Source organism: Kitasatospora phosalacinea (assembly GCF_000717185.1).
In the GTDB taxonomy this organism is placed as follows: domain Bacteria; phylum Actinomycetota; class Actinomycetes; order Streptomycetales; family Streptomycetaceae; genus Kitasatospora; species Kitasatospora phosalacinea_A.
In genome coordinates, this window is the sequence record NZ_JNYE01000043.1 from 42599 (window position 1) to 54607 (window position 12009).

The following is a 12009-nucleotide window of genomic DNA, read 5'->3' on the forward strand; positions in this document are numbered from 1 at the left end:
TCTGCCGGCGCTATTCGAACCGCTCCGCGCCCCCGGCCTCCTCCAGCATCCGGCGCATCATCCCCTCCGCGTCCAGGTACCGGTGCTCGGCGCCGACCGGCACCAGCCGGCGGGTCAGCTCCAGGAAGCCGCGCACCGGCTCGGCCGGGGTGTGCAGCACCGCGGTCTGGCCCGGCGTGCTCAGCGCGATCGCCAGCAGGTCCCCGTCCGCGGTCGACCGCCGGATCGTCACGTCCCCGATCCCCGCCCACCCCTCCAGCCCCTCCACCAGCAGCTCGCGGGCGAACAGCCAGGTGATCGGCTCCTCCAGGTCGACGTGGCAGTCCAGGTGCACGGCGTACGGATCGGCCCGGTGGTAGCGCAGCCGGGCCGGCACCGAGACCCGCAGCCCCGGGCACGGCGAGACCGTCACGTCCAGCAGCAGCACGCAGTCCGGCTCGCCGTTGCGCCGCAGCCACGCGCGCGGGGTGTTGCGGTGGCTCACGACGCCTCCCTCGGACGGACGACGGACGGGACGGGGGAGGGGGAGGGGGCCTGTGTGGCGGGGGCAGGGGCCTGCGCTGCGGGGGGTGTGCCCGGCGGTTCGGGGACCGGCGCTGCGGGGGCCTGCGCTGCGGGGACGGCGGCCCCCGTTGCCGCGCCGTCCGCCCCGGGATCGGGCGGGGGCGGCGGGGAGCAGTGCTCCCGTACGGGGGCCGGGTGGGCGGAGAACCGGGGCGGGGTGACCAGCCGGGACCACTCGTGGTCCCGGCGGCCGGGCACGGTACGGCCGGACTGGTGCCACAGCGTCACCAGTCTTGCGTAGATGGGGGCTTGCTGAATCGTTTCGTCACGGACGCCCATCGGGGCCCAGGGGTCGGCACTCACGTCCGGGGATAACGACCGAACCCGGGGGCGGTCACGCCACTCGTCCGCCTGCCGCGCCGGACGGGTGGGATCCCGCCGCGGAAGCGGCCCGGCGGCGGCCCGGAAGCGGCCCGGCGGCCCCCGGCGGGCCGTCCGACTCGTCCGGACAACAGCCGGAATGTCAGGCGCCGGAGACCGTCCGGCCGCCCTCCGTCCCGTTCGCGCCCTCCGTCCCGTTCCCGCCCCCGTTTCCGATCCCGTTCCCGGTCAGGGGCGCGGCCAGGGTCGCGGCCAGCGCCCGGGCCTGGTCGAAGGCCCGGACCGGGTTCGGCGCCGCGGACCACGGGTGGGCGCCGCACCACGGTCCGATCAGCCGGAACTGCTCCAGCGCCAGCGCGGGTTGCCGGGACAGCAGGGCGAAGTGCGCCAGCAGGTGCCGCAGCAGCGGCACCTGGTCGTTGGCGGCGGGGGTCCCGTCCAGCGCCGCCGCGACCCTGGGCAGCAGCTCCCGGTACCGGCGGCCGCCGGGCAGCCCGCCCGGGCCGTGCCGCAGCTCCAGTTCGGTGAGCGCCTGCAGGTACAGCCCGGGCAGCGGCGACCCGGCCGGGGCCCCGTGCACCGCGCGCACCGCGAAGCGCAGCATCAGGGCGTCACTGCCGTGCCACTTGGCGCACCAGTACTGCATCGCCTGCCAGTGCCCCCCGACGTGGTGCGGCGCCCGGGCCACCACCTCGCCCCACAGCTCCCGGAACCTCCGCCGCGGCAGCCGCATCCCGCGTGCCGCGGCGACCATCACCACCCAGGGGCCGGGGTCGCGCCGGTCCGACTCGGCGGCGCGGCACGCCAGTTCGTGCGCCACGGCCAGCTGCGCCCGGAACGCGGCCGCCCGCTCCGGCGCGACCTGCGCGGGCAAGCCGCCGCCGCGCGCCTCCCAGGCCCGCTGCACCACCAGCCGGGCCCGGACCGTCGCGGCGGCGCACCGGTCCGTCCCCGCCTCCTCCCAGGCGGTCAGCCACTCGTCGCGCTCGGCCGCGATCCGGGTCAGGAAGTCCAGCCGGGACCAGCGCTCGTCCCAGTCCTCGCCCGCCGCCGCCACGTGCGCCTCGGCGGCCCGCCAGCCGCCCGCCAGGCAGGAGTCCGCCAGCGCCTCCAGCTCCTTGCGCCGCAGCAGCCGCATCGGCGGCCCGCCCCGCCCCGGGTCCAACTCCGCCGAGGGCACCAGCCCGTACGCCCCCGGGTCGAACCCGGCCACCTCCGCCGCCCCGGGCACCGGCCGCCCGCCGGGGGTCCGCCGCCGCGTCAACAGCACGAACAACGCGGCCAGGCCGAACAGCAGAACGGGGGTCATGCCGAGAATGATCCCCCACCCCCGCCCCGCCCCGGCACGCCGGTCCCGGACGGGCCGACGGCCCGCCCGCGGGGACGGACGGCGGGAGCGAGGCCCAGCCGCGCACCCGCCGACGGCGCTCCGCGGCCGCCAGCGGGTGCGCGGCGCCGGATCAGGACGGGTCGTGGCAGAGGCAGAACGGGTGCCCGGCCGGGTCGAACAGGACCCGGACGTGCTCCTGCGGCTGGTGCTCGGCGAGCACCGCGCCCAGTGCCACCGCCTCGGCCACCGCGGCGTCCAGGTCGGCGACCTGGAAGTCGAAGTGCATCATCGGGCGCTGCTGCCCCTCCTGCGGCGGCCACACCGGCCGTCGGTACCCGTCGGCCTGCTGGAAGACCAGGAACGGCCCCTGCGGGGAGGCTGCGACCACCGCGGTGCCGGGTTCCTCGTGGCCCAGGTGCCAGTCGAGCAGCGCCACGTAGAAGCGGGCCAGCGCACCGGGGTCGGGTGCTTCGACGGTGGTGCCCCACCACATGCCGGGTCTGCGTGCGTCCATCCCCGCAGGATGCACCACCGCACCGACGGACGAGCGGCGGGATGGGCGTACGGCGGGACGGACGGGCGGCGGGCCGGGGTGTTCAGGCTCCGTGGCTGTCGCCGGAGCTGAGGACGGAGGTGGGGACGGTGCCGAAACCGAACGCGTCGCCCTCGGAGCGGGCCACGGTCTCCCGGGCCGTCCGGCGGCCCAGCAGGCCCGCCGGGGCGGCGAAGCCGGGGGCCAGCAGGCGCAGTGCCCGGCGCCCGTGCAGTGCGGTCAGCAGCCCGGCCTCCGCCGGGTCGGTGTCCGCTGCGGCGTTCGCTGCGGCGTCCGCCTCCGGCAGGGGGTGCAGGCGGCGCAGGTCGCGCAGCAGCCGGTGCCCGGCCGGCGTCCGGGCCGGGGTGAACGGGACGGCGAGCGCGAGTGCCGCCAGCGGCAGGCCCGTTGCGAGGTCGCCCCGGACGGCGAGGGCCACGGCCGTTCCGGCGGAGGCCAGGGCGAGCAGGGCCGACGCGGCCAGCCGGGCCCGCCCGCAGCGCAGGCCGCGCCCGGCCATCTCGGCCAGCAGCTCCGCCCGGGCCCGTCGCACGGCCGGGGCGACGGCGGCGTCGGCCAGCGACAGCTCCCGGCCGAGCGCGCTTCGCAGCGCCCGGTGCAGCGGGGCCGTGCCGCGGCCCGGGGCGCTGTGCACCAGCCGCCGCAGCCGCCCGGACCGCCCGACCTCGATCGCCCCCGCCCGCCACAGCTCCACGGCGACCACCGCCAGCGCCGCCCGGCCCCCGCCCCGCACCGCCGCGACCCCGGCCGCCGACAGGCCCTCCGTCCGCCCCCGGACGGGCAGTCGGCGCAGCAGCCACGCCCCGAGCAGCCCGACCACCGCGTACACCACACCGACCGTTCCCACGACGACCCCCGTCATCGGGCAGCGGGCCCACCCCGATGGCACGGCCCCCACCGCCACGGCACGGGTGTACCCGCGGGAGCCCCCGCCGTCACCCGCCGCCCCCGTTAGACTCGGCCGGATGTCCACCGCACCGCAGCCCGCCGTCCTCGTCCGCCCCTACGACCCCGCCTGGCCCGTACGGGCGGCCGAACTCACCGCCGGGCTGCGGGCCGCGCTCGGCCCGGCGGCGGTGCGGGTCGAGCACATCGGGAGCACCGCCGTCCCCGGGATGGCCGCCAAGCCGGTGTACGACGTGCAGATCGGCGTCGCCGACCTGGCCGCCGCCGAGCGGGACTTCGACGGGCCGCTCGGCGCGCTCGGCTTCCGCCGCTCGCCGCACCGGCACGACCACGTCCCGGCCGGGTCGGACGACGACCCGCAGCGCTGGGTGAAGCGGCTGTGGGTGCGCCGCGACCCGGCCGCCGGGCCGGACTGCAACCTGCACGTGCGGCTGCTCGGCTCGCCCAACGAGCGGCTGGCGCTGCTGTTCCGCGACTGGTTCCGCGCCCACCCCGAGGCGGTGCCGGGCTACGCCGCGTTCAAGCGGGCGCTGGCCGGGGCGGTCGCCGACCACGACACCTACGCCGACGTCAAGGACCCGGTGGTCGACCTGGTCGTCGCCCTCGCCGAACCCTGGGCCACCGCCACCGGATGGTCCCCGTACGGGAGTTGAACCGGACGGCCGGAAAACCGTTCGCGTCCGGCCGGGGCGTCGGGCACCCTCGTCGCCCGTGACCGACACCGAAGACGCCGCCTGGTCCTACTCCCCGCCCGACACCCTGCTCGGCGCGCTCGAACGCGGCCGCGGCCTGGGCTGGGCGTACGCCCTGTCCGATCGCCCGGCCGGGGCCGAGGCGGTGCTCGACTGCCTGCACCGGGACACCCGCTGGGACCGGAGCGTCGACCAGCGGGCCGACTACCAGGCCTACCTGGTACGGGAGTTGGGGCTGCCGATCGAACCGCTGCTGGCGCAGCTCGACAACCCCGACGAGAACGGCTCCGAGTGGGCCCGGGAGACGCTGGCCCGACTCGCCCTGCTGGGTTCGGCACCGGCCCGGGAGGCGCTGCGCCGCTACGTGCGGGAGGGCGAGTGGTGGCAGAAGGCGCTGTCCGTCCTGGCGGACAACTGGCCGACGGACTGGTGGGAGGACCTGGGGCCGGACGCGGTGCGCCGCCTCGGCGGGGAGCGGCCGGAACTCTGGGGGTTCGAACCCTGGCTGACCTGGCGGGAGTTGCTGCCCGTGCGGGAGCCCGCGCCGCGGGCCCGGCGCCCGGTGCGGAGCACGCCCCGCACCGACCGGCTGCTCGCCGTGCTGACGGACCCGGAATCCTCTTCCAGGGAGCGCGGCGAAGCCCTGCGGACCCTGGCCGAGCGCCCCACCGTTCCGGTCGAACTCCTAGCCCTGGTACCTGACTTGTCGACCGATGGGGGTGACGGCTCCGGCGGGCGGGCGCTGGGCGGCGTGCACCGTGCGGTGCGGCGGCTCGGTCCGCTCGCGGTCGGACCGGCCCGGGAGTGGGCCGACGACGACCGCCACTGGCTGCAGTGGCTGGGCGTGCAGGTGCTCGCCGAGCACGGCGGCACCGGCGACGTCCCGCGACTGGTGGCCGAGTTGGCGAGCCAGTGGGAGGAGCGCGCGTGGTGCGGGCCGAAGCTCGTCTCCGACGGCCTGGCCCGGCTCGGCCCCGCCGCCGCGGAGGCCGGGCCGCTGCTGCGCCGGTTCTGGCAGCTCACCCCGCACAGCTACGAACGCCCGTCCTACCTGCGGGCGTTGCACGCGATCGACCCGGACGCGGCGGCGCCGCTGCTGAGCGAGTCGCTCTGGGACTGCGAGCCCGACGCCCGGCTGTACGCGGTGCGGCACGTCCCCGTGGGTGGGGAACTGGAGTTCCGGCTGGCCGAGTTGAGGGACAGCCCGGTGGAGGACGACGAGCTGCGGGAGGCTGCGGCCGGGCGGTTGGGCTGAGGGGCGGACGGTTGGGCTGAGGGCCGGGCGGTTGGGCTGAGGGCCGGGGAACGCCGGAGGCAGCCGCGGCGCGGGGGCCGCGGCTGCCCGGGTGGGGGTCAGCAGGTCAGAACTGGGTGCTGATGGTGACGTCGGAGAAGTCGGTGACCGCGTACAGGCTCAGGTAGCGGTAGCCGGCGGTGGGGGTGGTGACGGTGATGCTCTGGGTGGTGCCCGGGTTGGTGGAGGAGGCGGTGAAGGCGTTCGGGGAGGCCCAGGTGGTGTCGTTGTAGTACAGGTACGCGGTGCCGGTGCCGCCGCTCGCGGTGACCTTCAGGGTGGTGGTTCCGGCTGGCAGGTAGACGTACAGGTAGTCGGTGCTGCCCGCGGTGCGGGCGCGGCCGGTGCGGCGGCAGTTCTGGCCCATCGCGTCGGTGCGCTGGTCGGTGCAGAGCGGCAGGACGGGGGCGCCGCCGTCGACGGTGGTGGTGACCGAGGCCGGGGTGGCGGTGGTGCGGCCGTTGGCGTCGGTGACGGTCAGGGCGACGGTGTAGGTGCCCGCCTTGGCGTAGGTGTGCGCGGGGTTGCGCTCGTCGGAGGAGCTGCCGTCGCCGAAGGTCCAGTGCCAACCGGTGATCTGCGCCGGGGAGTTGGTGACGACGGAGCGGTCGGTGAGGGTGACGGTGGCGCCGTTGACGGACTGGTCGAACAGCGCGGTCGGGCCGGTGGCGAAGCAGGCGCCGCTCGCGCACGCGCTCAGCCAGGCGTCGAAGTCGGCGTCGTAGGAGGTGCCGAGGCCGTTGTAGACCGCGTAGCCGCCCTGGTAGTCGCCGGTGCGGAAGTGGCCGAGCATGCCGTGCACGTCCGCCGGGTGCTTCTCGAACATGTAGCGGACGGCCAGGTAGCCCCACGGGTAGACCCGGGTGGAGTCCGAATTGCCGTACGTGTTCTGGAAGATCGTCGACAGCTTGTAGGTGTGCTTGGCCGCCTCGGCCATCGCCTGGGTGTCGGTGACGCCGCGGTAGGCGTACGACTGGTACTCGGCGACGCCCTCGATCCACCAGATGTCCGGGACGGAGGTCTCGGCGGCGAAGTCGCCCTTCATGTCGTAGACGTTGTCGAGGTAGTGGGTGTACTCGTGGTTGAGGTTCCACACGTTGCCCGCGAAGTCGTCGTTCCACGACTTCTGGTACATCACGCACACCGGCTGGTTGTTCGGGTCGGTGACGTCCATGACGGTCTGGCCGCCGTTGTCGGTCGAGTTGCCGTAGATCGCCCACGAGTAGGTCTGGTAGTCGGCGGCGCTGGCGAACACCGGCATGACGACCGTCTTGCCGTACTGGTTCGGCACCGGGCCGCTGTCCTTGACCAGGCCGTGGAAGAAGGCGTCCTCGCCGCGCAGGCTGTCGCAGACCGGCTGCAGCTGGGCCACCGTCAGGGCCTGGGCGCGCAGCGTCTTGTTGTCGCAGACCAGGACGTTGGGCAGGACGGCGTCGGCGAGCTTGTTCGGTAGGTCGCAGGTGCCGTAGTACGAGCACTGGCCGTGGTCGTAGGTGTTGGCGTTGAACGCCACGTGCACGTACAGCGGGCCGGTCGCGCCGAGGATCTGGGTGGTGTCCAGGATCTGCTTGACCAGCGGCTTGGCGGCGCTCTCCACGGCGGTGGACGTCCCGGCCATCCGGGCGAGGTCGTTGCCCGCGTTGACGTCCAGGAAGGCGTTCGAGGTGCCCAGCAGGTCGCGGTGGTCGAGCGCGAAGTTGCCGAGCGAGGTGACCAGGGAGGTGTCCGCGCCGATCGCGTTCACGAAGTCGGTGTTCCAGTTGCCGCGCCACAGCGGGGCGAACAGCACCGAGTTGACCGCGTTGACCATCTTCGGCGTCGCGTTGTAGCTGTTGTCGTAGCCGTCCAGCACCTGCCGGTAGACCTTCAGGTACTCGGCCTGGACGTTGGCGCTGTCGGTCAGCACCAGCACGTCGTACAGCACGAGGCCGTTGGCGTCGGTGACGTCCTTCCAGCGGGTGCCCGCGAAGAAGGCGTCCAGGCCGGCCCGGGTGGCGCCGGTCAGGGTGGCGCCGTAGCCGCCGACCTGGGACGGGTAGTAGGACTGCACGTAGTACCCGGCCCGCAGGAACTGCACCAGTTGCAGGATGCCGGAGCTGTTGGTGCCGTCGTAGGCCGCCGCCAGGTCCTTGAAGGCGCCCGCGACGGTGAGCATGTTGGCCTGCTTGAAGATCGCGCCCGCGTCGGTGCCGGTCACGTTGTACAGGGTGTTGACGCAGGTGTTCGTCGAGGACTTGACGAAGTTCACCAGGTCCGTACCGGAGCGGCTGCCGAAGTCGGCGTACGTGCAGCTCGGCGCGGCAGCGGCAGCGGCAGCGGCGGAGACGGAGGCGGCGGAGACGGAGGCGGCGGCCTGGGTGCCGTGCGGGGCCTTCCCGGCGCCCTGTTCCGCCGGGCGCGGGGCGGTCTGGACGGCGGTGCCCTTCGGCTGCCCCAGCTGGACCTGACCGAGCAGGGCGGGCGGCAGCGGCGCCGCCACCGGCGTCAGGCTCTCGGGGGCGGCGTCGACGATCGGGCCGAGCGGCTTGGGGACGGCCCCGCCGGGGGCGTTCGCGTCCTCGGCGGAGGCGGAGGCGGAGACCGGGGCGGCGGCCGGGGCGGAGAGCGCCGTACCGGCGGCCTTCGCGGACTGCCCGCCGGGGGCGGCCGCGGCGGGGGAGGCCGGCAGCAGGGTGGCCGCGACGGTGCAGCCGGCCAGCAGGCCGGCCGCCAGGGTGGGGAGGGGTATGCGCAGACGCACTGCTTCTCCTGGGGGAGGGAGCTCACTGAGCACATCAGTTGGGGGAGGGTGACGCGGTGAGCATCCTGGCACCGGAAGCAGCGTCAGAACAATGTCACAGGTCATATGACATTGCATGAACGCGGCATAACACGGCCGGGAAAGGCTTGGCGCGGACTGCGGACTGCGGACTGCGGACTGCGGACTGCGGACCGCGGACCGCGGACCGCGGGCTGCGGGGGCGCGGCCTCAGGTGCGTGGCGGGCGGAAGGTGCGACCGGCCCAGCTGTGCAGGTGGGGAGCCTCGGCGGCGAGTTCCCGGTACGCGGCCGCGGCCGCCCCGAACAGGGTGTCGGCCAGGCCCGGGCCGATCGTGGCGCGCTGCCACAGCAGCACGTACCGCAGCCACAGCGGCGTTCCCAGCAGCGGCTTCACGGAGACGCCCGGCACCGGCGCCGTGCTGCCCGGCACCAGGGCTGCCCCCAGGCCCGCGGCCACCAAGTCGAGCACCTCCCGCCGCCCGCACGGCAGTTCCCGCACCCCGGCGGGGGCGAACGAGGCGGCCTCGCAGGCCGCCCGGAGCAGTGCGGGCCAGGAGGCGCCGTCGGCGGCGGGCAGCAGCCAGTGCTCGCCCGCCAGGTCGGCCAGTGCCGGTTCGGCGTGGTGGCGCAGCGGGTGTCCGGTGGGCAGGGCGACGAACACCGGCTCGGTGGCGACGGCCCGCGCCGCCAGGGCGGGCGTGGCGCGCAGGCCGGAGCCGGGGTGGTCGAGCAGCAGGGCGAGGTCGGCGAACTCGTCGCCCCGGGCCCGGTCCGCGCCGTCGTGGTGGTCGAGCGGCGGGGCGAGGTCGACGGGGGGTTCGGCGTCCCGGCCGCGGGCCAGGGTGAAGCGCAGCTCCGGTCTGAGCTGTCTGGCCCGGGCCAGGGTGCCGGGCAGCAGGGCGGGGCAGTCGGTGGTCAGGCGCAGTTCGCGGTGCGGGCGCTCGCCGTCCGGGGCGGCCGCCCGGCCCAGCCGGTCGACCCGGGAGAGCACCTCGCGGGCCGCGGCCAGTACCTCCGCGCCGAAGGTGGTGGGCACCACTCCGGCCGCCGTCCGGTCGAACACCACCGCGCCCAAGTAGCGTTCGATGCGCCGTAGTTGGGTGCTGGTGGCGGGCTGGGAGGCGCCGATCGCCGCCGCGGCCCGGCCCACGCTGCCGCTGTCGGCGATCGCGCAGAGCACCCGCAGGTGTCGCAGTTCCAGATCCACGGCCGGGCCTCCTCGCGTGCGGGCGGCCCCGCCTCGGCGGTGGCATCGGGGCTATGCAATGTCACACGCAACATGTCAGATGGTTTTGCTCACCTTCGCTCCCCGGCAGTGCCGCGTCAAGTCCTCCGACGGTGGGAGATCCCCGGACAGCGGCCGGTCCGCCCCGGTGTCCGGCAGCGGGAGGAGCTGGTACCACTCGGTGCCCGCCATCCGGACCCGGTCCGCCGGGGTCGCGGCCGCCAGCCGCCCCGGCAGCGCGCCGCGCTCCACCTCCGAGCGGTGCGCGAACACCGCCGCCAGCTTGCGCTCCAGCCACGGCGAGACGTCCAGCGCCCACGCCTCCCCGTCCGGCACGGTGTGCGCCGTCCGCCCCGGCCGCAGCAGCAGCGGGGCCAGCTCGCGGGCCGCCCCCGCCGGGTGCGTCGCCAGCAGCAGCCGCCGCACCCGGACGGGCCCGCCCAGCTCCGGGTACCGGTCCGGCAGGGCGGCCGCCCGCACCGCTAGCACCGTCAGCCGGTGGGTCCGCCGGTGGTCCGGGTGCCCGGTCATGCCGCCGTGCGCGTCGTGCGTCACCACCCAGCTCGGCCGGAACTCGCGCAACTGGGCGACCAGTTGCCGCACCGCCCCCGCCACCGGCGCGTCCAGCAGCCGCACCGCGCCGGGCGCCGACTCCGGGACCTTCGCGTCCGCGTACCCCAGCAGCCGCGGCGCACCGGCCCCCAACTCCGCCAGCGCCCGCGCCAGTTCCGGCACCCGGTGGGTCCCCTCCGCCCACGTCGCGGTCACCACGGCCGTCCGCGCCCCGGCCTCCGCGTGCCGGGCCAGCAGCCCGCCCGCCGCCAGCGACTCGTCGTCCGGGTGCGCGAACACGCCCAGCACGTCCGGCAGTTCCATCCCGCCACCACCTCTCCCGGACGCGGCTCGGGGGCGCGCCCGCCGTCCCACGCTAGGCCCTCCGGGCGGGGTGGGACCGATGGCTGCGGTGAGGCCACCGTGGTGGTGTTCCTCGGCTGTCACCGGCCGAGCGGCTGCTGTCCGGACATGATGACGGGGTCGGCCGGATCTGTGGTGGACACGGGCAACGGGCCGTCGGTGTCGTAGACGCGGGGTTCGCTCATGACGGCGACGAGTTGGTAGTCCGCCGGTGAGGCCCAGATCTGCGTCCAGTCGACGTTCGGGCAACGCGTTCGGGCGTCGGGGGCGACCTGTTCGACGTGAAGGGCCGTCGGGGAGACCTGCCATTGGCGGCCGATGGCAGGAACCGCGGCATCGGAGGGGGCGCCCTGCGGCAATGACGTGCCGCCGATCCTGTCCACCACCTTTCCGTCGTGCAGGACCAGGACCTGCATCTCGATCACTCCGGTGGGAACGACCTTGACCTCGCGGTCGGTGCTGACGGACACCTCCACCGAAGGCGGTTCCTGGGCAGTGCGCTTGTGAACGCCGCTGATGCCCAGAGCCACCGCGGCGGGCGGCCGCAGGTCCACGTCGGCAGGCAGGGGAGCCCCGCAGGAGGAGGCGGGCCCGAGCGCACCGGGAGCGGCGGACACGGGCCCGTCGTGTCCGGGCAGCGAGCTCAGGACGCCTGCGACGGCTGCAGCCGCCAAGGCTGCCGTCGATCCGAGGAGGAACGCCCGGTTGCGCCGGCGACGGCGCACGAGAGCGATCGTCCGCTGTGGATCGGTGCGCGGCGGCGGTGCGTCGGCGGCGGCGTGCCGGAGGATTCGGCTCAGGTCGTCGGGGTTCTCCGTCACGTGCTCTCTCCTCCGTCGGTGGACTGCAGCAGTGGTTGCAGGCGGGCCGTGGCATCGGCGAGGTAGCGCTTGATCGATCCTTGGGAGATTCCGAGCCTGGTCGCGATCTCCGGTACCGTCAGGTCCTCGTAGTAGCGGAGTACGACGCAGGCGCGCTGGCGGTCCGAGAGCGCGGCCAGGGCGGCGCTGGCGTCATGGAAGTCGGACACCGCCGTGCTGTGGTCCGGTACGGAGGTGCGCGGGCTCAGCGCGGGCAGGATGCGCAGCCATCGCTGGTGGCGGCGGACGGTGTCGAGGAAGGTGTTGAGCATCGCCGTGCGCAAGTAGGCTTCGACGGCTCCGGGGACTCCTCGGCGGCGTCCGCTGGTGAAGACCTTGAGCAGCGCTTCCTGGAGCAGGTCCTCGGCAGCCTCGTCGGAGGCGGTGAGCAAGTAGGCGTACCGTTTGAGCGCCGGGCCGCGGGTGCTCACCAGGTCGGTGAGTGTGTCTTCCCATCGGGTCACAGGTGCTTTCCCTCCCTTACGTCGTTCACTAGATGATTGATGCCAAGGGCTAGACGAGTAGTTCCGAAGTGGGTCAGTGGTCGTAGGCGATGAGTGATCGGGTGACGGGTTGGCCGGTGGTGCGG

At 75.0% G+C, this 12009-nt stretch carries 11 protein-coding genes; 2 read left to right on the forward strand and 9 right to left on the reverse strand.

Annotated elements, in window-relative coordinates:
• Positions 1-10: 10 nt before the first annotated feature.
• The 4 genes from OO57_RS19305 to OO57_RS19320 all read right to left on the reverse strand — a co-directional run bounded on the left by OO57_RS19305 (position 11) and on the right by OO57_RS19320 (position 3615).
• A complete protein-coding gene (locus tag OO57_RS19305; RefSeq protein ID WP_051777961.1) occupies positions 11-484 on the reverse strand; it encodes an SsgA family sporulation/cell division regulator in 474 nt (157 codons plus the stop codon).
• A gap of 543 nt (positions 485-1027) precedes the next feature.
• Positions 1028-2194, reverse strand: a complete 1167-nt coding sequence (locus OO57_RS19310; protein ID WP_063737594.1) for a hypothetical protein — start codon at positions 2192-2194, stop codon at positions 1028-1030.
• A 151-nt stretch (positions 2195-2345) separates the two neighbouring features.
• Positions 2346-2729 carry a VOC family protein gene (locus OO57_RS19315; RefSeq protein WP_033253778.1) on the reverse strand — a complete coding sequence of 128 codons (384 nt, stop codon included), beginning with the start codon at positions 2727-2729 and terminating at the stop codon, positions 2346-2348.
• Between the two features lie 82 nt (positions 2730-2811).
• Positions 2812-3615, reverse strand: a complete 804-nt coding sequence (locus tag OO57_RS19320) for a hypothetical protein (RefSeq protein WP_158715170.1) — start codon at positions 3613-3615, stop codon at positions 2812-2814.
• A gap of 118 nt (positions 3616-3733) precedes the next feature.
• Here OO57_RS19320 and OO57_RS19325 point away from each other — a divergent pair, with 118 nt between their 5' ends.
• Together OO57_RS19325 and OO57_RS19330 are read left to right on the forward strand one after the other, a co-directional pair.
• Positions 3734-4327: a GrpB family protein gene (locus OO57_RS19325; RefSeq protein ID WP_033253780.1), complete on the forward strand. Its 594-nt coding sequence runs from the start codon at positions 3734-3736 to the stop codon at positions 4325-4327.
• A gap of 58 nt (positions 4328-4385) precedes the next feature.
• Entirely contained in the window at positions 4386-5621 is a 1236-nt protein-coding gene (locus tag OO57_RS19330) for a hypothetical protein (RefSeq protein ID WP_033253781.1), read from the forward strand.
• A 106-nt stretch (positions 5622-5727) separates the two neighbouring features.
• Here OO57_RS19330 and OO57_RS19335 read toward each other — a convergent pair whose 3' ends face one another.
• The 5 genes from OO57_RS19335 to OO57_RS19355 form a co-directional block, all read right to left on the reverse strand.
• Positions 5728-8400 (reverse strand): collagenase, encoded by a 2673-nt coding sequence (locus OO57_RS19335; RefSeq protein ID WP_033253782.1) that lies wholly within the window; start codon positions 8398-8400, stop codon positions 5728-5730.
• Between the two features lie 228 nt (positions 8401-8628).
• Positions 8629-9627, reverse strand: a complete 999-nt coding sequence (locus OO57_RS19340; protein WP_033253783.1) for a LysR family transcriptional regulator — start codon at positions 9625-9627, stop codon at positions 8629-8631.
• A 75-nt stretch (positions 9628-9702) separates the two neighbouring features.
• The gene (locus OO57_RS19345) at positions 9703-10521 is read right to left on the reverse strand and encodes a PIG-L deacetylase family protein (protein WP_063737595.1); all 819 of its coding nucleotides are present in this window, start codon (positions 10519-10521) and stop codon (positions 9703-9705) included.
• Positions 10522-10640: 119 nt separating this feature from the next.
• A complete protein-coding gene (locus OO57_RS19350) occupies positions 10641-11381 on the reverse strand; it encodes a hypothetical protein (RefSeq protein WP_033253784.1) in 741 nt (246 codons plus the stop codon).
• Positions 11378-11884, reverse strand: coding sequence for a sigma-70 family RNA polymerase sigma factor (locus OO57_RS19355; protein ID WP_033253785.1), 507 nt, complete (start codon positions 11882-11884; stop codon positions 11378-11380). The genes OO57_RS19350 and OO57_RS19355 overlap by 4 nt, the downstream gene beginning before the upstream one ends.
• Positions 11885-12009 lie beyond the last annotated feature (125 nt).

Bases quoted from the DNA above. Each gene is read 5' to 3' on its own strand.
- OO57_RS19310 (WP_063737594.1), bottom strand. From the start codon at position 2,194: ATGACCCCCGTTCTGCTGTTCGGCCTGGCCGCGTTGTTCGTGCTGTTG.
- OO57_RS19315 (WP_033253778.1), bottom strand. From the start codon at position 2,729: ATGGACGCACGCAGACCCGGCATGTGGTGGGGCACCACCGTCGAAGCA.
- OO57_RS19325 (WP_033253780.1), top strand. From the start codon at position 3,734: ATGTCCACCGCACCGCAGCCCGCCGTCCTCGTCCGCCCCTACGACCCC.
- OO57_RS19345 (WP_063737595.1), bottom strand. From the start codon at position 10,521: ATGGAACTGCCGGACGTGCTGGGCGTGTTCGCGCACCCGGACGACGAG.